Source organism: Pseudomonas sp. ACN8 (assembly GCF_002303925.1).
GTDB lineage: Bacteria > Pseudomonadota > Gammaproteobacteria > Pseudomonadales > Pseudomonadaceae > Aquipseudomonas.
Map to the genome: position 1 here is coordinate 37,282 of NZ_MRCS01000032.1, position 24,699 is coordinate 61,980.

19 protein-coding genes are annotated in these 24,699 nt (G+C 53.2%); 10 read left to right on the top strand and 9 right to left on the bottom strand.

Going from position 1 to position 24,699, the window contains the following annotated elements; all coding sequences use genetic code 11:
• Positions 1-3: 3 nt before the first annotated feature.
• The 4 genes from BSF44_RS18490 to BSF44_RS18505 form a co-directional block, all read right to left on the bottom strand.
• Positions 4-1,230: a CaiB/BaiF CoA-transferase family protein gene (locus BSF44_RS18490; protein ID WP_256589111.1), complete on the bottom strand. Its 1,227-nt coding sequence runs from the start codon at positions 1,228-1,230 to the stop codon at positions 4-6.
• Positions 1,231-1,293: 63 nt separating this feature from the next.
• Complete coding sequence (locus BSF44_RS18495) at positions 1,294-2,961, bottom strand: GMC family oxidoreductase (RefSeq protein WP_095944736.1); 1,668 nt, start codon at positions 2,959-2,961, stop codon at positions 1,294-1,296.
• 81 nt (positions 2,962-3,042) lie between these two features.
• On the bottom strand, positions 3,043-3,678 hold the full coding sequence (locus BSF44_RS18500; protein WP_095944737.1) for a TetR/AcrR family transcriptional regulator: 636 nt from the start codon (positions 3,676-3,678) through the stop codon (positions 3,043-3,045).
• A gap of 75 nt (positions 3,679-3,753) precedes the next feature.
• Positions 3,754-5,277, bottom strand: a complete 1,524-nt coding sequence (locus BSF44_RS18505) for a CoA-acylating methylmalonate-semialdehyde dehydrogenase (RefSeq protein WP_095944738.1) — start codon at positions 5,275-5,277, stop codon at positions 3,754-3,756.
• 116 nt (positions 5,278-5,393) lie between these two features.
• On the opposite strand from BSF44_RS18505, the gene BSF44_RS18510 reads away from it, so the two are divergent.
• From BSF44_RS18510 to BSF44_RS18550, 9 genes are all read left to right on the top strand, one after another.
• Positions 5,394-6,335 carry a LysR family transcriptional regulator gene (locus tag BSF44_RS18510; RefSeq protein ID WP_095944739.1) on the top strand — a complete coding sequence of 314 codons (942 nt, stop codon included), beginning with the start codon at positions 5,394-5,396 and terminating at the stop codon, positions 6,333-6,335.
• Positions 6,336-7,142: 807 nt separating this feature from the next.
• Positions 7,143-8,642 carry an aldehyde dehydrogenase family protein gene (locus tag BSF44_RS18515; protein WP_095944740.1) on the top strand — a complete coding sequence of 500 codons (1,500 nt, stop codon included), beginning with the start codon at positions 7,143-7,145 and terminating at the stop codon, positions 8,640-8,642.
• Between the two features lie 64 nt (positions 8,643-8,706).
• Positions 8,707-9,831: an alkene reductase gene (locus BSF44_RS18520; protein WP_095944741.1), complete on the top strand. Its 1,125-nt coding sequence runs from the start codon at positions 8,707-8,709 to the stop codon at positions 9,829-9,831.
• A gap of 148 nt (positions 9,832-9,979) precedes the next feature.
• Entirely contained in the window at positions 9,980-10,945 is a 966-nt protein-coding gene (locus BSF44_RS18525) for an LLM class oxidoreductase (RefSeq protein WP_095944767.1), read from the top strand.
• Positions 10,946-11,086: 141 nt separating this feature from the next.
• A complete protein-coding gene (locus BSF44_RS18530; protein ID WP_095944742.1) occupies positions 11,087-11,392 on the top strand; it encodes a helix-turn-helix transcriptional regulator in 306 nt (101 codons plus the stop codon).
• 429 nt (positions 11,393-11,821) lie between these two features.
• Positions 11,822-12,805: an MDR family oxidoreductase gene (locus BSF44_RS18535; protein WP_095944743.1), complete on the top strand. Its 984-nt coding sequence runs from the start codon at positions 11,822-11,824 to the stop codon at positions 12,803-12,805.
• Between the two features lie 100 nt (positions 12,806-12,905).
• Positions 12,906-13,217, top strand: coding sequence for a DUF485 domain-containing protein (locus tag BSF44_RS18540; RefSeq protein ID WP_095944744.1), 312 nt, complete (start codon positions 12,906-12,908; stop codon positions 13,215-13,217).
• Positions 13,214-14,872 (top strand): cation acetate symporter, encoded by a 1,659-nt coding sequence (locus tag BSF44_RS18545; RefSeq protein WP_095944745.1) that lies wholly within the window; start codon positions 13,214-13,216, stop codon positions 14,870-14,872. Before BSF44_RS18540 ends, BSF44_RS18545 begins: the two co-directional genes overlap by 4 nt.
• Before the next feature lie 221 nt (positions 14,873-15,093).
• Complete coding sequence (locus tag BSF44_RS18550) at positions 15,094-15,540, top strand: MarR family winged helix-turn-helix transcriptional regulator (protein WP_218194560.1); 447 nt, start codon at positions 15,094-15,096, stop codon at positions 15,538-15,540.
• Positions 15,541-15,907: 367 nt separating this feature from the next.
• Here the strand turns inward: BSF44_RS18550 and istB are convergent, their stop codons facing one another.
• The 5 genes from istB to BSF44_RS18575 all read right to left on the bottom strand — a co-directional run bounded on the left by istB (position 15,908) and on the right by BSF44_RS18575 (position 23,124).
• Positions 15,908-16,711, bottom strand: coding sequence for an IS21-like element helper ATPase IstB (gene istB / locus BSF44_RS18555; protein ID WP_095944747.1), 804 nt, complete (start codon positions 16,709-16,711; stop codon positions 15,908-15,910).
• Entirely contained in the window at positions 16,704-18,203 is a 1,500-nt protein-coding gene (gene istA, locus BSF44_RS18560; RefSeq protein ID WP_141250053.1) for an IS21 family transposase, read from the bottom strand. Before istA ends, istB begins: the two co-directional genes overlap by 8 nt.
• Positions 18,204-18,724: 521 nt before the next feature.
• On the bottom strand, positions 18,725-20,101 hold the full coding sequence (locus tag BSF44_RS18565) for an OprD family outer membrane porin (protein WP_095944748.1): 1,377 nt from the start codon (positions 20,099-20,101) through the stop codon (positions 18,725-18,727).
• Positions 20,102-20,303: 202 nt separating this feature from the next.
• The gene (locus BSF44_RS18570) at positions 20,304-21,791 is read right to left on the bottom strand and encodes a M81 family metallopeptidase (RefSeq protein ID WP_095944749.1); all 1,488 of its coding nucleotides are present in this window, start codon (positions 21,789-21,791) and stop codon (positions 20,304-20,306) included.
• 22 nt (positions 21,792-21,813) lie between these two features.
• A complete protein-coding gene (locus BSF44_RS18575) occupies positions 21,814-23,124 on the bottom strand; it encodes an MFS transporter (RefSeq protein WP_095944750.1) in 1,311 nt (436 codons plus the stop codon).
• Between the two features lie 124 nt (positions 23,125-23,248).
• Between BSF44_RS18575 and BSF44_RS18580 the strand changes: the two genes are divergently transcribed.
• Positions 23,249-24,163, top strand: a complete 915-nt coding sequence (locus BSF44_RS18580) for a LysR family transcriptional regulator (RefSeq protein ID WP_095944751.1) — start codon at positions 23,249-23,251, stop codon at positions 24,161-24,163.
• The last annotated feature ends 536 nt before the right edge of the window (positions 24,164-24,699 follow it).

Sequence of the window (24,699 nt, forward strand, 5' to 3'; positions counted from 1 at the left end):
GAACTAAGCAGTGGCTTTTTGTAATTGTTCGCTGAACTCTTCGGGCAGCGCTTCTTCGAACGTATGAGGCGATGGTGCATAGTCTCCCGTTCGAGACATCAGTTGAGAGAGAATATGTTCACGGTGCTCGTCAAGAGCGGGCGCGCGTATTGGAGTCGCAGCATCGATGTCTGCATAACCACTGAGCTTGATCGGATTGCCGGCGGTGCGTACAGCACGCTCTCCCGCGCCTCGCACCTGGATAATCATGTTGCGGGCATCCAGCTGAGGATGGTCGAACAACTGGTCTATCGTGTTGAGAGGCGAGCAGGGGACGCCAGCCGCATTAAGTCGATCAATCCAGTGTGAGATCGGCTTGGTACGTGTGATTTCTTCAATCGCTTTGACCATTGCAGGGCGATTGATGCAACGCAATTCATTGCTGACAAATAGCGGGTTCAGCCCTAGTTGCGGGTCACCCAACGCATCCGCCATAAGCATGAAAAGCTGGTCATTGCCCGCCGCAATTACAAACCGGCCGTCTTGTGCCGCGAACGTTTCAAAAGGTGCAAGAGACGGGTGGCAATCGCCAGTGCGCGTTGGTACTTTTCCCTCCACATCGTAGCGCGCCAGGGCCGTTTCCATGAGCGCTGCTTGGCAGTCCAACATGGCAATGTCAACGCGCGTACCCTGTGCATCTTGGTTTCGCTTGTAGAGTGAAGACAGGATGCCAATGACTGCGAACAACGCGGCACTTAGGTCACCAAAGCTTGTGCCAACGCGCGCGGGCTGAGCATCAGGCCAACCGGTCAAGCTCATGATGCCGCCCATTGCCTGGACAACCATGTCGTAGCCTGGCAGGTCACTAAATGGTCCTGTATGTCCAAAGCCCGAGATGGAGGCGTAGATGAGATGCGGGTGGGTGCGCGCAAGCCGATCGGCGCCGTAACCTAATCGATCCATCACGCCGGGTCGAAAATTCTCCACCAATACGTCAGCCTCGCCGAGCATTCGTTCGAGCAGATCGCGGTCGCGCGGGCTTTTGATATCCAGCGCGATGCTCTCCTTGCCTCGGTTGAAACACATGAAGTACGCGGATTCCTGATCGACGAACGGCCCGAATGCGCGCGTATCGTCTCCAGTGGCGATCCTTTCAATCTTGATGACTCGCGCTCCGAGATCCGCTAGGACCATCGTGCAATAGGGGCCAGCCAGAACACGCGAGAAGTCTAAAACAGTGATGCCATCCAAAGGGCCTTTCTTTGGGGACGAACCTTGTGGGAGATCCATATTATTATTTTCCGATCTGATGGGTTAGATACCAGCAATGATCCAACGCGCGGCTTTCTCCGCAATCATCAACGTTGGGCTATTGGTGTTGCCGCTCGTAATCGTGGGCATGACGCTGGCGTCGACTACTCGAAGACCCTGGATGCCATGTACACGAAGATGACTGTCCACCACAGAGTCCGGGTCGGATGAACGCCCCATTCTCGCGGTCCCCACGGGATGGAAAATCGTCGTTCCGATATCGCCCGCCAAACGTGCAAGTTGTTCGTCCGTTTCGTACTGAACACCCGGCTTGTATTCTTCGGGGTAGTAGCGGGCCAACGCTGGTTGCGATGCAATACGACGGGTCACGCGTAACGAATCTGCCGCGACTTTGCGGTCTTCATCAGTACTCAGGTAGTTGGGCGCAATGATTGGAACGTTGCGGAAATCTGCGCTGCGTATCGATACCTGGCCGCGGCTACTCGGGCGAAGGTTGCACACGCTGGCGGTTAAGGCAGGGAATTGGTGAAGCGGCTGGCCGAAAGCTTCCAGACTCAATGGTTGAACATGGTACTGAATATTAGGGGTTTGATAGGACTCATCGCTGGTGGTGAAAATGCCCAGCTGAGAAGGGGACATACTCATTGGGCCGCTACGTTTCAGCGCGTATTCCAATGCGATCGCAGCTTTACCCCATATATTGGACGCCTGAGTGTTCAGCGTGGGCGCACCGTGCACTTTGTAGACCGAGCGGATCTGTAGATGGTCTTGTAGGTTGCCGCCTACCCCTGGTAAATGATGCACGACCGGAATGCGATGCTCATTTAGCAACTTGGCGTCGCCTACCCCCGAAAGCTGCAGCAACTGGGGAGTACCGATAGCACCAGCGCTGAGGATAACTTCGCGACGGGCCCCCACTTTACGGTGTTGACCTTGGTGAATAAGCTCGACGCCGCAACAGGCTTGCGGCCCATTTTCACGCGTCTCAAAAAGAAGGCGGGATACCTGCGCACCGGTCCATATCGTAAGATTTGAGCGTTGTTTTCGAATGGGTTTTAAAAACGCCTTGGAGGCATTCCAGCGCCAGCCGCTGCGTTGGTTGACTTCAAAATAGCCGACACCATGATTGTCTCCGCTATTGAAGTCGTCGGTCGCTGGAATGCCGGCCTGCTGTGCCGCCTCTGCAAAGGCATCAAGTATGTCCCAGCGCAGACGCTGCTTTTCTATGCGCCATTCTCCGCCCGAGCTGTGCAGGTTTTTAAATTGTGCCGCCCGGCTACCTAGTTGATTGGCAACGGCGGAATCAAGGCGGTAGTGATCCTCGTGCGCACGGAAGTCATTGAGGCAGCTCTCCCAATTCCACTCTTCATCACCAGTGACCTGCGCCCAATGCTCATAATCATGAGCTTGGCCACGCATGTAGATCATGCCGTTGATGCTTGAGCATCCCCCCAGCGTTTTACCCCTTGGATACAGCAATTCGCGGCCATTCAGGCCTGGTGATGCTGCGGTCCGAAAACGCCAATCAGTACGTGGATTGTCAATGCAATAGAGGTAACCAACCGGAATATGAATCCAGGGGTAATTGTCCGGGCCACCGGCTTCAAGGAGTAAGACTCGGCAGTTCGAATCGGCACTGAGGCGGTTGGCAAGTAAGCAGCCAGCCGTGCCAGCTCCAATGATGATGTAGTCAAAAGTTGGCGTATTCATCGTGACACCTGTTGTGACGAGCGATGTAACGGTTCTAGTTTTTAATTAGACCGATCGTATATTATTGGGCAAAAAAAGAGCCTAAGACTCCAGGCTCATCAAAAACATATCTGCAAATACCCGCAGCGGCTCCCCATTGCGTTCAAGCTTGGCGCGCAGCACAGCCCCCTCCCAGCCAATCCAGAAGAAAGCGGCCCAGCGCGCCGAGTCTATATGCTGGGGAATTTCGCCTGCGCTCTTCGCTGCATCCAAGCAGCGTTCGAAGCGGTTTTGCCAGTCCAAAAGCACGCCGCTGAGTAGCGCCCGAAAGGACTCTGGAAGAGCCCCCATCTCTTGTCCCAGGTTACCCACAAGGCATCCTCGAGAAAAATCGAACCGCTCCATCCCGCGCTCTGCATCTTGGCAAAACGCATCGATGCGCCTCATGGGGGAAATACTTTCGTCCAAGAGGTGCTGGTCGATCTTGCGCGCGAAATACCGGGCATAAAGCGTAATCAGTTCCGATCCAAAAGCTTCTTTGCTGGTGAAGAAATGGTAAAAAGAACCCTTGGGTACGCCAACTGACTTCAGCACTTCGTCGATGCCGGTGGCCGAAAATCCCTTTTCCGTCAGGGCAGCAACGCCGGCACGGCACAGGATATCGCGTGTCTCACGGTAGTCGCCGGCGGTTTTCGCCGGGCGACCACGCTTACGAGGGGTAGATAGGGTATTAGTCATGCGTCGATTATTAGACCGATCGACTATTAAAATCAACACCTTTTTTACGCAGCGCCCCTCGTGAGACCATTGCGACTATTTTGAGGTCGGCATCGCGAATTCCGCACCTTTGCCGATGCTTTCTGGCCAGCGTTGCATAATGGATTTTTGCTTGGTGTAGAAGCGCACACCCTCTTCTCCGTAAGCATGCATGTCTCCAAAAAGGCTTTTCTTCCAACCACCGAAACCGTGCCAAGCCATAGGCACAGGAAGCGGTACATTGATGCCCACCATTCCTACCTGAATGCGGCGGCTGAATTCGCGCGCCACATTGCCGTCCCGGGTGAAGCAGGCCACGCCATTACCAAATTCGTGATCGTTGACCAATTGCACAGCCGTAGCAAAGTCAGGCACGCGCACGCAAGCAAGCACAGGACCAAAGATCTCCTCCTTATAGATGCGCATATCCGGCGTGACGTGGTCGAACAGTGTGCCGCCCATCCAAAAGCCTTCTGCACATCCGTCACCGGCCTCGGCACCGTTGAAGTCGCGACCATCAGCCAATAGCTGTGCGCCTTCCTTAATGCCTTGCTCAATGTAGCCGGTAATGCGTGCATGGGCGGCGGCAGTGACGATGGGACCCATCTCTGCGGCCAAGTTGGTGCCATTGAGCACTTTCAGCGCTTTGGTACGTTCCAGTAACTTTGGCACGACCTTATCGGCCACGTCACCGACCAGCACTGCAACCGAGATCGCCATGCAGCGTTCGCCCGCTGAACCGTAGCCAGCACCAATGAGGGCATCCACAACCTGGTCGACATCAGCATCAGGCATGACCACCATGTGATTCTTCGCGCCGCCCAGGGCCTGCACGCGCTTGCCGTGGCGAGCGCCGGTCTCGTAGATGTAATTGGCGATTGGCGTGGAGCCGACGAAGGACACCGCTTTCACATCCGGATGGACCAGCAGCGCGTCAACGGCCTCTTTGTCGCCTTGCACCACGTTGAACACGCCATCAGGCAGGCCGGCCTGTTTCAGCAAATCGGCCATAAACAGGCTGGCACTTGGATCGGTTGGGCTGGGTTTAAGAATGAACGTGTTGCCCGCAGCGATCGCCACCGGGAACATCCACATCGGTACCATCACCGGAAAGTTGAACGGCGTGATGCCAGCGACGACACCCAATGGCTGGCGCAGTGTCCAGTTGTCCATGTTGGTGGACACCTGATCGGAGAAGTCGCCCTTGAGCAACTGCGGAATGCCACAAGAGAACTCAACGATGTCAATACCACGGGCCACTTCGCCCTGGGCATCGGTGAAGACCTTGCCATGTTCGGCAGTGATCAGGTGCGCCAGTACGTCTTTGTTCTGGTTCAACAGCTCCAGAAATTTGAATAAGACTCGAGCGCGGCGAATGGGCGGCGTTTCCGACCAGGCGGGAAAGGCAGCCTGGGCGGAAGCCACTGCGGCGTCTATGTCCTGTGAGTTGCCCAGGCGCACATGGCCACTAACGGCGCCGGTGGCTGGGTTGAAAATGGGTTGAGTGCGGACACCGCTACCGGCGACGTGGGCGCCGTGGATGTACTGGGCAATCTCTTGGTTATTATTTAGCTGGGTCATGGCGGGTCTCGCTTCGATGGAGAAGTCGGAAATGCACCCAGAGCCTAAGGGATCGTTCTTGCCTCAACAACGTCACAAACTTGAATTGATTGTTCACTTTGGTGAACAATAGATTTATGAATGACAAAAATATCGAGTCGCTTTGGGGCCATCTGCACTGGCTGGTCGTTTTGGAACAGCAAGGCAGCTATACGGCGGCCGCCGCTCGCCTTGGCGTGAGTAAAGCGGCCATGAGCCAGCGTATCGCTGAACTCGAGCGCGCAGTTGGCATGCCACTAGTGCGGCGCACCACACGCAGCATGCGCCTGACTGAAGTTGGGCAGCGATTGGTGGACGACACGCGTACACCGTTCGAGCGCATAGCACACAGTCTCGCAGGTGTGCGCGACCTGGTAGGAGTTCCCACGGGACTACTGCGCGTGACGGCTCCCGTGGCGCTGGCCCGCCAACAATTGGTGCCTCGCTTAGCAGAGTTTTCACGCGCTAACCCAGAGGTCCGGCTGGAGTTGGAGCTTTCTGATCGGATCAGCTCCCTTTCAATGGAGGGGTTTGATCTGGCGATTCGGCACGCAGCCTCTGTCCCCGACACACATGTTGCCTGGCAGTTATGCAGTACGCGGTCACTTTTGGTCGCCAGTCGCGCCTATTTGCGCCGCAAGTCAGCACCAAAAACACCCGAAGCCCTGGCAGGGCATGACTGTTTGTTTTATCCGCGCGCTCAAGAAACCCCCACTTGGGCTTTCGAACCTCTAGAAGGCAGTCGCGGCTCCGAGCGCATCACAGTGGCGGTTGCCGGTCCTTTCGCAGCCAACAACAGTGAGGCGCTGCGCGATGCATCGATCGCAGGACTCGGTATTGCGCTACTGCCAGACTTCAGTGCCCAGGCGGCTCTAAAAGCTGGGAAGCTTGTCGAAGTACTCCCTGCATGGATGCCTGTAGGTACGTTCGCCGAGCGACTCTACGCAGTTCGTCCCTACGCGAGCCATGTCCCTATGGCTGTATCGACGTTTGTCAGTTTTCTGCGCAATGCCTGGGCATCCGGCTTCGCTCCGAAATAGGGTCTTCGCTTAACGTTCTTCCCATGCAGAATTTGGAAACCGTGACATTTTCTCGTTCCGCTTGTCTCTTTCAAGTTGAACATCGGTGGAGCTTCTCTGGTTCCCCGGTAGGGGGCGGACCAACGCCTTGGCGACCGCCCTCGCCACTATCAGGATAATCCAGCAGCCCTTTCAGATCATCGTAGAGTCGCTGTACCGTGTAACAGCGACCGACAAAGCATTTTTGCAATTGCCGCACCGAGTACGTTCGGGGTATTGCCGACGCATGTCCACCTAGCACCAGCACGCCCATTGCTAGGAATCGCAGTACTTTCGGTAATGGTCTTCAGCATTGAGGCCTAAAGATCACCAGGTTCCGCGCCTCTCGCTGGACGCTGCTGGGTGCGCGACCCTAGCCCGGCCAAGTTATAACGCAGCCAAAGATCGACGACGCTGAGCGAGGCGCGCCGTTAGCAGGTTATCCATAAGCGCGCATCATCATTGGCTGACTGTTAGTCATATCGAACCTCCAGACGCACCATCAAAGGGGGGACCATCCACGTTGCCGGTAGCTTCAGGCTCTTGATCAACAATCTGCCCGACCGCCGTCAATTAGGAGGGGATTAGTGGACACATCGTCGCGTCAGGTGGGCCGATTTTTTGCTAGGGCGACAGGCGGCTGACATTCCTAAGCGATGAATTTTCATCAGGTTTTCGCTCAAAGCCTTCCCACAAATCTAAATTCGAGAATATAGATATTGACATATCTCGATATCTGAAATAATTTTGAGCTACACCTCAAAACCCCTAATACTTGGGAGAATCAAAATGCAAATCCTTCATGACGTCCCTCCAAGCTACGTTCCAGATCAGAGCTACGGTCTGTTCATCGACAACCAGTGGGTTGAAGGTGAAAGTGGAGAAACTATCGACAGCCGCAATCCGGCCAATGGTAAATTTCTCACTCGTATTCCGAATGCCAACGCTGCGGATGTCGATCGCGCTGTACAAGCTGCCAATCGTGCCTTTCAGACCTGGCGCACCACTACACCGATTGAACGATCCAACCTCCTGCTGAAAATCGCCGATTTGTTGGAAAGAGATTTTGAACGCTTTGCCATTTTAGAGTCACTTGACGTTGGCAAGCCTCTCCGCGAAAGCAAGGCAATTGACGTCCCGCTGGCCATCGACCACTTTCGCTATTTCGCCGGTGTGATTCGCAGCCATTCTGACGAAGCCGTGATGCTCGACGAGCAGACTCTAAGCATCACCCTGAGCGAGCCGCTGGGCGTTGTCGGTCAGGTAATTCCGTGGAATTTCCCATTGCTCATGGCGGCCTGGAAGATTGCACCTGCTATTGCAATGGGTAACACCGTTGTTATTAAGCCCTCGGAGATGACCCCTGTCACCATCCTGGAGCTTGCGAAAATCTTCGCTAAGGTGCTGCCGCCGGGTGTCGTGAACATCGTTACTGGTACAGGTGTTACTACTGGTCAACCGCTGTTGGATCATCCTCTCATTCGGAAACTGGCCTTCACAGGTTCAACCGGTATTGGCGGGGTTGTAGCTGCTGCCGCCGCCAAGAAAATCATTCCCGCCACGCTGGAGTTGGGGGGCAAATCTGCAAACATTGTTTTCCCCGATGCCAACTGGGAGAAGGCGGTGGAAGGTGCGGCCCTGGCCATCCTTTGGAATCAGGGCCAGGTTTGTGAATCAGGTGCACGTTTGTTCGTTCATGAGTCGATCTATGAACGATTCCTTGGTGAACTGAAACAAAAATTCGAACAGGTACGTGTGGGAGATCCGCTGTCCCCTGAGACGACCATGGGAGCCCAGGTCAGCGAAACTCAAATGAATCGAATTCTGGGTTATATCGATATCGCTCTGACAGAGGGCGCGAATGTTCTGGTTGGTGGTGAGCGGCTGACTGGCGGTGATTACGACGCTGGATTTTTCATTCAGCCCACTATTTTGGTCGACGTCCGCAATGACATGCGTGTTGCTTACGAAGAAATCTTCGGTCCGGTTCTTTGCGTGATCCCCTTCAAAGATGAAGCGGAAGTCATCGCCTTAGCCAACGACTCGGAATATGGATTGGCGGGTGCCGTTTGGACCCAAGACATTAATCGAGCTCTACGGGTATCGCGTGCCGTTGAAACTGGGCGGATGTGGGTGAACACTTACCACGAGATTCCCGCCCACGCGCCGTTTGGTGGCTACAAAAAATCCGGAATTGGGAGAGAGACCCATAAATCGATGCTTGAGGCCTACAGCCAGAAAAAGAACATTTATGTGAGCCTCAATGAAGCGCCGCTAGGCCTGTTTTGAAGCGAAATTCGCTCTGTACATTTAACTGTTCAAATCGAATTATTTAGATATCTAGGTGAATGCTATGAAAAGCTCAGTATTGTTCAAACAGGCTCATCTGGGCCCGTACACTCTAAAGAATCGAATCGTTCTTCCACCGCTGACCCGTTCCCGCAGCTCCCAGCCAGGTAACATTCCTAACGATCTAATGGCTACTTACTACGGTCAGCGTACCGGTGCTGGGTTCATGGTGACTGAGGGTACCCAAATCGAGCCACGAGGGCAGGGTTATGCCTGGACGCCAGGTATTTATAGCGCGGAACAGGTAGAGGGTTGGCGTAAAGTGACGGACGCCGTCCATGCAGAGGGGGGTGTGATCTTCGCCCAGCTGTGGCACGTGGGTCGCGTTTCGCATAACTCTCTCCAGCCTGGTGGTGATGCTCCAGTGGCGCCCTCGGCGATTGTGGCTGATAACGTAAAAGTCTTTATCGAAACCGGACCTGGCGAAGGTGCGCTAGCCCTGCCGTCGACACCGCGTGCACTGACTACAGCGGAAGTGAAGGAGTTGGTTCAGCTGTATGCTCAAGCCGCTCGCAATGCACTCGACGCTGGCTTCGACGGGGTCGAAATTCACTGCGCCAATGGCTATTTGGTGAACCAATTTATATCGGCCCATACCAACCGGCGTGACGATGAATACGGTGGTTCACTGCAGAACCGGCTGCGCTTTTTGAAAGAAATCACGCAAGCGGTGGCGGAGGTCGTTGGCAATAACCGCCTGGGCATACGCTTTGCTCCTCTGTTTGCAACTACGGATGAAGATCGTGTCTACCTCGGTTTGGTTGAGGAGAATCCGCACGAGACCTATATCGAGGCGATCAAAGTACTCGAGAATATTGGTATCGCCTATCTGTCACTAGCCGAAGCTGATTGGGAGAATGCCCCCGAGTTGCCGGAGACTTTCCGAACAGCTGTTCGGAAAAACTTCAGTGGCGCAATTCTCTATGCAGGCAAGTACACCGCCGAGCGTGGCATCCGCGTAATCGAAGAAGGCTGGGGCGACCTGATTGCCTTCGGACGTCCTTTTATAGCGAATCCGGATCTGCCCGAGCGCATCGCTAACAACTGGCCGCTAAACCAAGTGGATCCGACCAGCATGTATGGCGGTACTCACAAAGGCTACACCGACTATTCCACCTATCAGGAATAGTCGCTGTGAGCCGCGCCCCCAAAGGCGCGGCTCAAGCCTCGAACTGGAGATGCGGATGGATTGCAATGGCCAGACGCATCAGTCGAAGTCGATGCAAGGCTGGTCCAGGATTTTACAGACTGACCTGGCCAATATTAGAGACATGATCATGTATCAACCAAGTGCAGTGCCCTATGAACAGCATCGAGGTTTCCAGCGTACGTTCAAAGCCGGACGCCTCAGTCTGGGCATTTTTTTCCCCCTTGAAGCCTTTGGGGGTGATACCCCAACCATGCTAAACCAGGTTGCATTGGCGAAGCGTGCAGAGAAACTCGGGTTCTCGGCACTCTGGTTTCGAGACGTGCCGCTCAGAGATCCAAGTTTCGGTGACGTCGGACAGGTTTTTGATCCCTGGGTCTACCTGGGATTTATTGCCGCGCACACATCAGAAATTTCACTCGGCACGGCGTCCATTGCGCTACCTCTGCGCAACCCTTTACATACCGCTAAGGCAGCCACAAGCGTCGATCAGCTAAGCGATGGTCGTCTTTTGCTGGGAGTTGCTTCAGGGGATCGTCCAGTTGAATTCCCCGCATTCGGCATTGACCCGGAGAATCGCGACGAGATTTTTCGAGAACACCTGACTGTGATACGGCAAGCACAACGCAGCAGTTTTGAGCCCCTGCACTGGAGCGGTGGAGCTCTGGTGGGCGCAGATTTGGTCCCAAAGCCGACAACCAATGAAATCCCATTTTTTGTGACAGGACACAGTCGTCAGTCTCTGGACTGGATTGCTCGCAACAGCTGCGGATGGATTAGCTACCCCCGGCCTCCCACCGCACAGAAACTGACCGTTGACAAATGGCGAGCAGAAGTCGAGAAGCAATGCGAAAGTGTATACAAACCTTTTTTACAGTCGCTTTACATTGATTTGGAGGCCTCACCCCAATGCCCTCCATCCCCAATCCATTTGGGCTATAGACTGGGCAGAGACCATTTGGTGGTGCTTTTGCAGCTACTTCAAGATGCAGGTGTTGATCACGTCATCCTGAATGTCAAGTACGGCCATCGGCCTGCTGCTGAAGTGATCGAAGAAATTGGCACTTACGTTATGCCTCACTTCAGCTCAAATTGACCGGACGAGCAGGTTGGCAGTGTGAAACTGTTTGAAATTAGCCATTCACCCAATGAACCGGATTCGAACGTTCGAGCTGAAGGACTGTGCGAATAGGCGTAAATTGTCGTAATATCGAGAAAAAGAGATACCGAGAAATTTATGAGCATCGATATCAGTGAAGCGCTCAAGGCGCTCGATAACCCGACCCGTCTAGCGATCCTCGGTTGGTTAAAAGAGCCCCGGAAGAGTTTTCCCGAACAGGAAGTCGATCCGGACGAAGTTGGTGTGTGCGTCAGTATCATCCAGGAGCGCACGCGATTGTCTCAATCGACTGTGTCGCTTTATTTGGCATCGTTGCAACGTGCGCAACTGATCACATCTCAACGAATTGGTCCGTGGACGTACTACAAGCGCCATGAGGGGAACATTTCTGCATTCTTTGAGAAGCTACAAGCCCTGATCTGAAGCAGCGACAAAAAAACTCCCCCTCTCTGCAGCGTCTGACTTGGTTGCTAGTGTCGCCGCTGCCCTGCAAGCGAACCGTCGTCGACGTATAGCCGCCCCATGCGGATTCGCCTCAGTTCGTCAGCCACCTGCCAAGCCCCAGCGCTGCGTAGTCAGCGCGCCGCACCGGCGGTTGTCCGCGATTCAAAGCATCCGGTCTCTTGACATTAAAAGACGATCGGTCTAATTATGTGCTCATGAACATAATCAATCCCCTGGCCTGTAGCGGCCGACCACCCAAGATCGCACCTGAGCACGTTTGGCCGCATCGTCCACTCGGAGTTCCAGCGAGGCTACCGGTACCGGCACTCTTCCGCTGGTGGATTTTTTGATATGTCAGCTGATTTTTTTCGAAATTTTATAGACGAACGGTCTAAATAGGAGCAAAACATGTTCAAGGCAATTCTCATCGACAAAAATGCAACGTCTTATAACTCGCTGGTCACAGACATTAACGAGGAGCAGCTGCCCGAAGGGGATGTCCTCGTGCGCGTAGCCTATAGCACGATAAATTTTAAAGATGCACTCGCGATCACGGGCCAAAGTCCTGTGGTCCGCCATTTTCCAATGGTTCCGGGAATTGATTTCGCTGGGGTAGTGGAGGAAAGCGCCCATCCTAATTACAAGGCCGGCGATAAGGTCTTGCTTAATGGTTGGGGGGTAGGGGAAAGCCATTGGGGTGGGCTGGCACAAAAGGCCAGAGTGCGCGGGGAATGGCTTATTCCATTACCGAAAAACTTTACCGAAGCCCAAGCAATGGCGATAGGCACGGCCGGGTACACTGCCATGCTGTGTGTAATGGCATTGGAGCGCCATGGCGTGACTCCTGCACATGGTGAAGTCCTAGTGACCGGAGCAAATGGAGGGGTGGGCAGTTTTGCTATTCCCATTCTTGCCCGTAAAGGCTACTCGGTCATTGCGTCGACCGGTCGGCCTCAGGAGGAGGAATACCTGAAGCTTCTTGGTGCAACCTCCATCATCAGCCGTGCCGAATTATCTGAACCTGGTCGCCCGCTTCAAAAGGAGCGCTGGGCTGCAGCTGTTGATTCTGTTGGTAGCCATACGCTCGCAAATGTCTGCGCTTCGATTAAAGCAGAGGGGGCAATCGCCGCCTGCGGTCTGGCTCAGGGCATGGATCTACCGACTACTGTCGCACCATTCATTTTACGAGGCGTCAGTCTTCTTGGTATCAACAGCGTCACCCAGCCATATGACAGTCGTATCGAAGCTTGGAAGCAATTGGGCATACATCTCGATCTATCACAACTATCGGATATCACAAGAGAGATAGCGCTTTCAGAAGCCATTCCAGCGTCTACTGATTTGCTTCAGGGGAAAATCAGGGGTCGCTTAGTCGTCAACGTCAACGAGTAATGTGATTGCCGGTAGCAGCGGGGAGAATTCAATCTGACTGCTGCTTGCGGCTCCATCTGGATGACGTTGCAAATTCATCTGTGCTGCGAGGATAAAAACAATGAACGACAGCATTTACCGCTCGATTCAAAACAGCCCGCGCTTCAAGGATCTGGTTCGCAAGCGAGAACGGTTCGCCTGGATTCTTTCGGCAATCATGCTAGGGCTTTACTCCGGATTCATCCTTTTGATTGCCTACGGGCCGCATATCCTGGGAGCAAAAATCAGCCCTGAGTCATCTATTACCTGGGGCATGCCGATCGGTGTCGGGCTGATTCTATCGGCCTTTATCTTGACCGGTTTTTATATACGTCGCGCCAACGGCGAATTCGACAACCTGAACAATGCGATTCTCAAGGAGGCTCAGCAATGATCCGACATATACTGGCTCTTTTGAGCATCGCAGCCTTCGCACCGGTTGCCTGGGCGGCTGACGCCCTGACCGGCGCCGTGCAGAAACAACCGCTTAACGTGTCGGCAATCTTGATGTTTGTCGCCTTCGTTGGTGCGACCCTGTGCATTACCTACTGGGCGTCCAAGCGTAACAAATCGGCGGCCGATTACTACGCGGCAGGCGGCAAGATCACCGGTTTCCAGAACGGCCTGGCGATTGCCGGCGACTACATGTCGGCGGCGTCCTTCTTGGGTATTTCCGCGCTGGTATTCACCTCTGGCTACGATGGCCTGATCTACTCGATCGGCTTCCTGGTGGGCTGGCCGATCATTCTGTTTCTGATCGCCGAGCGCCTGCGTAACCTGGGCAAATACACTTTTGCCGACGTGGCATCCTATCGCTTGGGACAAACCCAGATCCGCTTGCTGTCCGCCTGCGGTTCGCTGGTGGTGGTGGCGTTCTACCTGATCGCGCAAATGGTCGGTGCCGGCAAGCTGATCCAGCTGCTGTTCGGTCTCGACTACCACGTGGCGGTGATCCTGGTCGGTATCCTGATGTGCATGTACGTGCTGTTCGGCGGCATGCTGGCGACCACCTGGGTGCAGATCATCAAGGCTGTGTTGCTGCTGTCCGGCGCTTCCTTCATGGCGCTGATGGTGATGAAGCACGTCAACTTCGACTTCAACATGTTGTTCTCCGAGGCGATCAAGGTTCACCCTAAAGGTGAAGCGATCATGAGCCCGGGCGGCCTGGTGAAAGATCCGATCTCGGCATTCTCCCTGGGGTTGGCGCTGATGTTCGGTACTGCGGGCCTGCCACACATCCTGATGCGCTTCTTCACCGTGAGTGACGCAAAAGAAGCGCGCAAGAGCGTGTTGTACGCAACCGGCTTCATCGGCTACTTCTATATCCTGACCTTCATCATCGGCTTCGGCGCGATCCTGCTGGTCAGCACCAACCCGGCCTTCAAGGATGCGGCTGGCGCGCTGTTGGGCGGTACCAACATGGCGGCGGTGCACCTGGCCAATGCGGTCGGTGGCAGTATCTTCCTGGGGTTCATCTCGGCGGTAGCGTTCGCAACCATCCTGGCCGTGGTGGCCGGCCTGACCCTCGCCGGTGCCTCGGCGGTGTCCCATGACCTGTACGCCAGCGTGATCAAGAAGGGCAAGGCCAACGAGAAGGACGAGATCCGCGTGTCGAAAATCACCACCATCGCCCTGGCGGTGCTGGCGATCGGCCTCGGCATCCTTTTCGAAAGCCAGAACATCGCATTCATGGTCGGCCTGGCATTCTCTATCGCGGCGAGCTGCAACTTCCCGGTGCTGCTGCTTTCCATGTACTGGCAAAAGCTGACCACTCGCGGCGCGATGATCGGGGGCTGGATGGGTCTGGTGAGCGCTGTGGGCTTGATGGTGCTGGGCCCGACCATCTGGGTGCAGATCCTGCATCACGAGAAGGCGATCTTCCCGTATGAGTACCCTGCACTGTTCTCGATGATCATTGCCTTTATCGGGATCTGGTTCTTCTCGATTACCGACAAGTCGACGGCGGCTGACAACGAGCGGGCGCTGTTCTTCCCGCAGTTCGTGCGTTCGCAGACTGGTTTAGGGGCGAGTGGGGCGGTTTCGCACTAAGGCTTCAGCTTTGGCTGTGTAAGTTGGGTCAAACAGAAAATGCCGCGGTCGAGAGATCGCGGCATTTCTACTGGACGATTATCGCCCGCTATAGGGATGCAGACCGGTAGACAAGTGGCGGGGATTGAGACTTAACGAGCTGTACAGACTTGCTGTTTAAAAGACAATGATGAGCAGTTAATAACTGCTAACAGAATGAAGCGATAGAGGCGGATAATAATATGAAGAATAATAATCCGGCGAGAGACCGTAGTTGTTGCAACACTGCGATGAGAAAAGCATCGCGCAGACTGACTCAGATTTACGACAACGCACTTAGCGAAGCAAATCTGAGGTCCACCCAGTATGCAATTTTATCTGAAATTTCCAACAGACTGAATGAGTGGCCATCGGTAACTGAGCTGGCTGAAATCATGGTGATGGAGAGATCTACGCTCGGACGTAATCTTAAACCACTGATGCGACAGGATTTTATACATTTAGCTGAACATCCGTTAGATCGCCGCCAACACTGTGTCACACTTACGGATAAGGGCTTGCAAAAATTAAAAGACACTAAACCTTTATGGTTTGCTGCTCAGGAGCGCTTCTCTTCAGTGTTTGGGAAGGACGAAGAAAAGGTTCTGAGAAAAGTATTGCTGAGTATTGCCTACAGCGAATCATACTGAAAGCATTCACTTAAAAGTAAACGGATATAAATTACTTTCGATCGCTTGCGAAGTGGTTGCAGCCCAAATAAAATGCCGAAATTAATTTAAGGTTTTATAATTATATCATGCTCTTTTCTTGTAATTGCGATGTCTCATGGTCTAATCAAGGGTGAGGCTGATATTTTTTTGAGCCTTTAGTGAATATTTTCTTTATAATGTTAGCGCTGATTGAAAACTGACCCACCCTGCCGATTGAAAATTGACCCAGGGCGGATTGCTGATTTTTGCCCCAGCAATTGTGGATAAGCTTAGCAGTCGTGTTCCGGTTGAAGGCTTATCAAGCCCCACCGCATGTAGGCATGCAGCAGGGTATTTATGGTGCCGGTCAAAACGGTGCATCGTCCTCGATATCCTCTGCATCCTTGCGCTTTCGTTCACGCGATTTGATCTTTGTCTGGTCTGCCAAGGTGCTGTGTTGCAGGCGGTAGGACTCGTTGCCCGTTTCGACGATGTGGCAGTGGTGTGTAAGCCGATCCAGTAACGCTGTGGTCATCTTGGCGTCACCAAACACACTCGACCATTCCGAGAAGCTGAGGTTGGTGGTGATGACCACGCTGGTGTGCTCGTACAGTTTTGAAAGCAGGTGAAATAACAGCGCGCCACCACTCTGACTGAAGGGCAAATACCCAAGCTCATCGAGTATCACCAGGTCTGTCCGAAGCAGTCCCTGGGCGATTCGGCCTGCCTTACCATCGTACTTTTCACGCTCCAGCAGGTTGACGAGATCGACCGTGGAGAAGAACTGTACTCGTTTGTTATGAGTGGTGATTCCGGACACGGCCAAGGCACTGGCCAAGTGTGTTTTTCCGGTTCCAGGCCCACCGATGAACACGACATTTTGCGCAGTCTCCGTAAACTCAAGGCTGGATAATTCCTTGACCAGACGGGCATCAGCGCTGGAAGCGCTGAAGTCAAAGCCAGCTAAATCACGGTGCATGGGGAGCTTTGCCATGTTCATCTGATGATTCACAGAGCGCACGGCGCGATCTGCCTGCTCCTGTTGGAGCAGATGCTCAAGTAGCCATTTCGAGGATGCCGTCGAAGCTTCTCCCTGGGCCGCCAGTTCATCCCAAGCCTGCGCCATGCCATGCAGACGCAGTTCTTTAAGTTCTGCCATCAAGTCACGCATTGCGGCTCTCCTCATCTGTTGTACGGAGTTGGTCATATCGGGCCGTGTTGGCAACGGGAGCCACCTTGAGTTGCAGGCTGGTTTCTACGGAAGGCGGTGGTGCAGTAGCGGTGAGTCGGGCGAGAACATTTAAGATGTGATCGGCGCTCAGACTTCCCGACTCAAGCACCAGTTCTACCGCTACCAGCACCGGGTCAAGACCGGCGATGGGCACGGCAGCGAGCACCTGCGTCATGATTCGATCACCGTTGCTGTGACGTCTCAGGCCCCGTTTGAGAAGCCGCAACGGATTGGGCAGATCGGCAAACGGTGCGCCATTGCGCAGTGCACCCGGCTTGCGTTCGATGACTGGGATGTAATGCTGCCAGTCAAAACTGACCTGATCTCGATCAAAGAGGCGCTCGTGGCTGGCAATCATTGCGTCATCGGCGATGACCACGATCCGGGATGGGTACAGACGGCTGCTGACCCACTGGCCGACTCGTTCACAAGGCACCGAATAGCGATTTCGCGCCACGCTGATCAGGCAGGTGCTGGAGACCCGTACGGTGCGCTCGACGTAGCCATCAAAGGCCGTCGGCATCGGCATCATTTCGACCTGCTCCAGCTCCAAAACTTCCGCCACCGTCAGTCCGTTGTACTGCGGATGCAGCAGCTCGCTCCAGAGCGCACGACAGCGTTGGCCGAGCCAGGCATTCAGTTCCTCGAAGGTGTGGAACATGCAGTTTTGAGCGTCAAGCCAAATGCGTCGTCGACTGTCTTGAACGTTCTTCTCGACAATGCCCTTTTCCCAGCCAGAGGCTACGTTGCAGAAATCCGGATCGAACAGGTAGTGCGCACACATCACGGAAAACCGGGCATTGACCGTGCGGCCCTTGCCTTTATTGACCTTGTCGACAGCCGTTTTCATGTTGTCGTAGATGCCGCGACGCGGCACGCCACCTAACGCTCCGAACGAGCGTGTATGGGCATCGAATAGCATCTCGTGACCTTGGCTAGGGTACGCAACCAACCAGAATGCGCGACTGGCGCACAGCTTCATGTGGGAGACCTGGATGCGTCGAAACAGGCCTCCGATCAGCAGCCCTTCTTCGCTCCAGTCAAATTGAAAAGCTTCACCGAGCGCAAACGTCAGCGGTACAAAAGCGCGTAAAGACTTGCCTTGCTCACCTCGCCACGAGCGTACAAACGCCGTGAGCTGGCTGTAGCCGCCGTCATAACCCTCGGCCTTGATCTGCTCGAAAAGTGCTTTGGCGCTTCTGCGATTGTGCTTTGCCCGGAACGAATCGGCTTTCAGCGCCTGTTCCAGCGTCTCGCGGAAAGGGCTGAGTTTGTTGAAGGTTGCGCACCGCTGGTACGCCGGCTGAGTAGCTTCGGGCGCTCTGACCCATTTTCGGATGGTGTTTCTCGACAGCCCGGTACGCTTGGCTATCTGGTGCAGCGAGAGCTTGTCGCGGAAGTACATCCGCCGGATTTTTCCCAACATTTCCATGCTGATCACCCTGTGTTCTCCTGCTCGAAAAGTGAGCAGAAGCAGTTGAACACCTGGGTCAGTTTTCAGTCGGCAGAACAGCCTTTACTGGGTCAGTTTTCGGTCAGCGGCAACACTTTATAAAAATTGTCGTATTCCTGAATACAGGGATTTAAGGTTATAACCTCAAGTCGCTGGTTGGTCGGTCATTTGAGGAATGGTAGCTGAGTCGATATGTCGGCGTCCCCAGAGGAACTGATTTTGATGATCGCCTATATGTACACGCTTGAATTCGCCTAAATTTTAACCCGTTATAGATCATTATAGGAAAAGAAAATAATGACTTCTGCGACTGGATCAGCCAAGACAATAACCGGCATTGGTTCTAGTGGTTGCGTAGCGGAATAGCATCAAGCGGAAAATACTCGAGTATATCGTTCGGAGATTCATGAAGGTTGATTCCCCTCATCTCCATAGCGAGGCAGATAAGCCTGCCCCGCTATGCGACTGACCTTCACAGATGGAGGAGGGAAATGCTTCCCTCAAAGGAGATTGAAAGGGATGGTGGTGATGACTCTAAGCTCGTTCACACGCCCATCGATCTGGTTCTCGCTGCCGCGGTGAGCAAAGTAGAACGCGCGCAGGTTGCTATCTTTCAGGTTCCCGGACTGGATGACGTAGCTGGCCCCTAATCCGTATTCGTAATGATGCTCCCCATCAAGGCTTTTGACGTTGTAACCAGAGCCTTGGTAGTGCGTTCCGTCGATGCCCCAGCCACTGGCAGTGTAAATGCTCAGCTTAAGCCCAGGCACTCCATGGCCAGCCATATCCACCGCGTAGGTTGCTCGGGTGGATTTCTCATTTGGTCCATTGAAATCAGAGTATTGTGCATTGGCCAAGAGGTTTGCGGCGGTTTCGTTAATGTAGTCGAAGTACTCGTTTCCGTTAACCTGCTGGTAGGCCAATGTCAGGCTATGAGAGGCATGTGTTGCGGTAATTGCCAGGCTATAACTCTGATTGTCTATATTGCCAAGCTTCGCCTCACCATCATCCACTGTTTTGTAATAGTTGAGTGCGGTAGTAAATCCAAGTGTGTCAGCGCTGCCTAAGTTATATATGGCTCCTACATAGTATTGCTTCCAGATGTCCTGCATCTGGGAGGCAAAAACACTGGTGGCGATGGATGTAGTTGGGCTGTAGGTTAAGCCAGCCATATTAACGCGATTTGATTCGGCGGTGGCACTTCCATATTTTCCGCGAAATGCAGTCAAGCTTTGCTCGTTTCGAGGTGAAACTCGGTCAAAGGTGCCCACCGTAAGGTTGAAGTTTTTGAGCTCTTTTGAAGTTATGGTAACACCATCAAAACTGGAGGGTAGCACCCGATTGTTGTAATCGGCGAGAACAGGCGTTGCCATGCTCTGACGACCAGCTGTTAGAACCGTATTAGAAATGCGGGCTTTTAGGTTCGCGATTCCAAGTTTGCTCCATTGGTCTACTACGTCGCTATCGCTGCTAGTCAGCGTGCGGTTGTTAGGACCTGCAACTGTCCCTTTTCCACGTTCCAGCGCAGTTACGTTCTGTCCCACAAATTCGACACCAAGCCCGACGGTTCCCTGGGAAAAGCCGGAGGTATAGTTAAGGAGAGTGCCTTGAACCCAATTTTCACGACTGTGGGTGTTGGCCCGACTACCATCGCCTTTATAGTAGCGGAAGATTGGTCCAGCGATTGATCGCTCTTTGGAGTACCAATTTCTAGTATAGCCGGATAGAGACTGATCATTGATGAATCCACCTGCATCAGTTTGCGCATTTTTCGGATTGAGCGTGAAGATTGAATATTCCGTATCTTGACTTGCTAAAGATGCTGCGTGATATCCACTCGATATAATGGTGACTAATATTGCTTTTCTGAGCTGCATTGAAGTATTCCCCAATAACTTTATGGCAGATTTGTAAAAATTATTTTTGTGCGGAAAGTGAGGGTGGTCTTATATGTGTCTATGCTTTTTGACCGGTCGGCTTATTAAGCTGGCTTCGAAATGTTGTTATTTGTCTTTTGGCTGTTTTTCCAGCGTTGGCAAAAGGAGCACTATTGGTTTAGGAGCGCTCCCTGAATTGCTCTTAGTTAAATGGTAATCCATTCGGTTTCAGCCTGATACCCTTTTTAAGTTTGGTCCATGGTATGTCCGCCGGATCGGCGATCATAGGCCCAGGGGCTTTGGCTACCAGTACTCTTTCAGCGATTGGTTCGAAGTCAGCACGGAAGTGAACTGAGCTTTTGTTGACGAGAATACTCATGTTCTCTGGTTCAATACCGGCAACGCGATAAAGGACGCGGTCTAGCATCTGACTCTTGCTGGAGCTAACCGCGATTTTTACGCCCTCGATTTGCAGACAAGCAACGGGTCCTAAATCGACTTCCATGCCATGCATCATCGGCCCTGCAAAACGGCATTGGCCGTTTGATAGGTGGATAACTTCGAACTCAGCCTCGAGTGGAGAGTCTCCTTCAACACTGGATTGTCCGCCTAGGGCGATAAAAATCCTCCCGCCAACCCCAGCCTTCATCGCTTCTTGTACTGCACTTGGGTCCCATAACAGGCCTACACCCGCGCTTCGAGCCCCATTGCGCAGAAGCGCCTTGATCATGCCGGTTGTATTGGAATCTCCGCCGGCACCAGGGTTGTCTTGGGTATCGGCAATAACGACAGGCTTGCTGGCTCCATTGGCGATAGTGATAGCAAGCGTCACCGCTTCGTCCGGATCTAGGAAGGGTACCTCCCAGTAATCCTCTCCATCCGTAATCATTTTGTGAAGTTCAGTTACTGCGCTCTGTAGGTCATATTCATTGGTGCCATAGCCCCATACAACCGGGCCACATTCTTCAAAGTCAGCAGCTGGAAAGCCAGGCGAAAAAGAGAGTGAAAGGTCTGTGCTCTCTAGCGCTTCCAATCGCTCGTATAGAGATTTGGCGGGGGCCAGGAGGGTGCACATCCCATTGATAGGAATGAGGAATGGCAGTCGTAAGCTAAACCGGTGCAGCTTGCCGCTCCCTATGCGTAGAGACATAAGCTCAGCGGCGCGCTTCCCGGTATCTGCCATGTCGATATGAGGGTAAGTTCTGTATGCGACCATTGCGTCTGCATTGTCAATCATGGCTTGCGTTACGTTCGCATGGAGGTCCAAAGACACGACGATTGGCATGTTGTCTCCTACGACTGTGCGTAGGCGTTTCAGCAGTGTGCCTTCTCCGTCGTCAGTGTGTTCCGCCACCATTGCGCCATGCAAATCCAAGTAAATGCCGTGGATTTCTTCCAATGCCGCGGCTTGGAGAATTTCGTCAACAATGCGGTCATAAGTTTCCTTGCGTACGTGAGCCGAGGGGCTTGCCCCGGCCCATATTACAGGGACGGTTTCATATCCGAGTCGCTCTGCTTCAAGCAAAAAACCGCCAGCAGGGATATTTACTTCACGCAGGGATAAAACATCATCACCACGAACCAGCTGCGGGAAGCCTTCGCCCCTCACAAAATTCTCGTACCCTGCTTTAGTGGGTGCGAACGTGTTTGTTTCATGCTGAAAACCAGCAACAAGAATCCGATGTGTCATGGCAGAGTCTACTCCTACAGCGTCAAGCAGTTTGCTTGTGATGAATATTCCGGGTGGCATGGTCGGCCGGGCGATGCAACGCGAGAAGGGCTGCGCCCAAAACTAATACCGCCGCCATGAGTAATAGCCCTGCATTTGGGTTGCTCGTAGCACTTTTGGCATATCCAATAAGTGTTGGGCTAAAAAAGCCTCCCAGTAGGCCGATCGTGTTGATGACGGCGATACCACCTGCTGCTGAGTCGCCTTTTAGATGCTGGCTGGGAATTGCCCAGAATACGGTGTAAGCGGCCCACATCATTGATGTCGCTACAGTTAGGAAGGTGAGGGCAATTGCAAAGTTGTCTTTGTATTGTACAGAACCGACCAAACAAGCTGCACCAATAAGCGCTGGAACTGCAGAGTGCCAGCGTCGTTCGTTGTATAGGTCAGAAGTTCTTCCAAAAACAAGCATCCCAAAAATTGCTCCTATGTAAGGGATCGCGGAGTACAGGCCGATGGTGGTTGTGTTTGTGACACCCGCCTCACGGATAATGGTAGGCAGCCAGAAGCTGATCGCATAGATGCCGCAGATGACACAGAAGTAACCAGCTGCCATCAAATATACACGCCAATTTTTAAGTACCTTGCTGAAAGAATGATCATGCCCTGGGGCGCTTGAGATGTGGATGCGCAACGTCTCTTTTTCCTCAGTGTTTAACCAGCTTGCATCGTCCGGTTTGTCACTTAATACTTTAAGCGCCAAAAGTCCAAGGAATACGGCAGGCAAAGCTTCGATGAGGAACATCCACTGCCAGCCTGCCATCCCATGAACACCAGCAAAAGTTGTCATGAGCCAAGTTGAAAGAGGCCCACCGATCATTCCCCCAAGAGGTCCGGCAATCATAACGATGGCCATAGTTCGAGCCATACGCTCACGGCCATACCAAAGCGTCAGGTAGAAAATTAAACCGGGTGCGAATCCTGCCTCAAAGACTCCAAGCAAGAATCGGAGAACATAAAATGATGTCTCATTGTGTACGAAAATCATCGAGGCTGAAGTCAGCCCCCAAAGTATCATCACGCGACTGAGAGTAATGCGTGCGCCGATTTTGGGTAGCAATAGATTGCTGGGCGTTTCAAAAATGGCGTAACCGATAAAAAATATGCCAGCGCCAAGCCCGTAAGCTGCGTCCGATAAGCCTAAGTCACTTTGCATTTGAAGTTTAGCAAAACCTACGTTGACTCGGTCGAGGTAGGCGATCATGTAGCAGATCACCAAAAACGGTAAAAGACGACAGTCGATTTTCCTGTAGGCCCTTTGAAGCGTAATTGGAGATATTTGATAATTGTTCATATTACTCCCCTGGTTCGTTCATCTGTGGCTCATCTTCAACTGGCATGCTGGAGTGAGCAAGAGCAACTTTTTAGTGATATCGTTGCTCTCAAGGCAACGGCACCATTTGCGGGCAGGGTAAGTAATGAAGGATCTAAATCAGCGCAGAATGCGCTACTTTTTTGAGGTGCTATCGAGCGGCTCAGTGCGTGGCGCAGCAGATAGCTTGAATACAGCGGCGTCGGTAATTACTAGGCAAATCAAACTCTTAGAGGAAGAGGTGGGAGCGGTATTGTTTGACAGACAGGCGCGTGGAGTTGTACCAACCGAGGCTGCTCATCTGTTGCTTGAGTTCTGGCGCGGATGCCAGGCTCACCAAGAAAAGCTTGAAGATCGACTGCGCGGTTTAAGAGGACTGCGGGAGGGGGAGATTCGGGTCGTCACGAGTGAAGGATTCATCGATCCACTCATCGATAACGTGCTCGCGGAGTTTTCTGCCGCTTACCCAGGAATTCGGGTCACATTGGACGTGAGGCCGGTTAACAGCGTTCTTGACGAGATAGCTCAAAGCAAGGCCCATTTCGGCTTGGCCTATAATCCGCCAGCTCATCCAGAGGTGGAGTACCGAGCTTCATCGCTCCAGCCCATCCGCTTGTTACTACGGGTAAATCACCCGTTATCGACATTGAGTGAGCCGCTTAGTTTGAAGGATATAATCCGATATCCGCTGGCGATCATGCCAACTGAGTTTGGTCTTGGGCAGGCGATCCAGCAGGTGGCCCATGTGGAGAATTTTGCGCTGCGCCCCGTGCTCGTCAGCAACTCCCTGATTGCTCTCAGGCGATACGTGATGCGGGGAGATGCGGTCACTATGATGGGCGATTTCTCCGCAATCAACGACGTGCTGGCTGGTGATCTGGTAACGCGCTCCATTGACCACCCTTTGTTCCAAAACATTTATGCAAGGCTTGTGGTGAAGCGCGGTAGGCCGTTATCAGAAGCCGCTGAGGAATTGTTGAAGTGGATCCTTACGAGGTTGACAGTATTTCAACAGTATTGACCAGACGTCCACCCAGTACGGATTCGCATAAGCAACCTGTCACTATCGTTGCGCGATGGAGAATGGGGCGCGCCGTTCTGGCGATCGTTCAGTTGTTTGAATTGTTGCGACGATGACCCGAACAGGGCGCAGGTCAATGAACGGCGGCCAAGATACTAGAAGGTTTACTCGAGGCGCGCCCTACCAGTTTGTAATCTTGTACCTCCTAGAATTCCATTCATCTATGAATTCGGGAGGTGATTTCACCAGGTTGCTTTCGCGGCCTCATTTTTCATTGTCGTGATGATCCCGTAAGCGAAACGTTTGAGTGCATTACTCTGCTGGCCGCGACTGACTACGAGGTTCACCCACTGCGCCTGATTAAGCAGCTGCCATAGAGAGAATGAACGGTTGCGAGGGAGTGGTCTTGATCAGGTCCCTGAAGATGTCCGAAAGGAGTTGGACCTATTGATTTGTCAGGTTGCTGATTTCTCTTGCCTGCTCATTCGTCAGATTGATCTGCCAGCGTGACGTGAGGTTGCTTTGAAAAAAAGAGC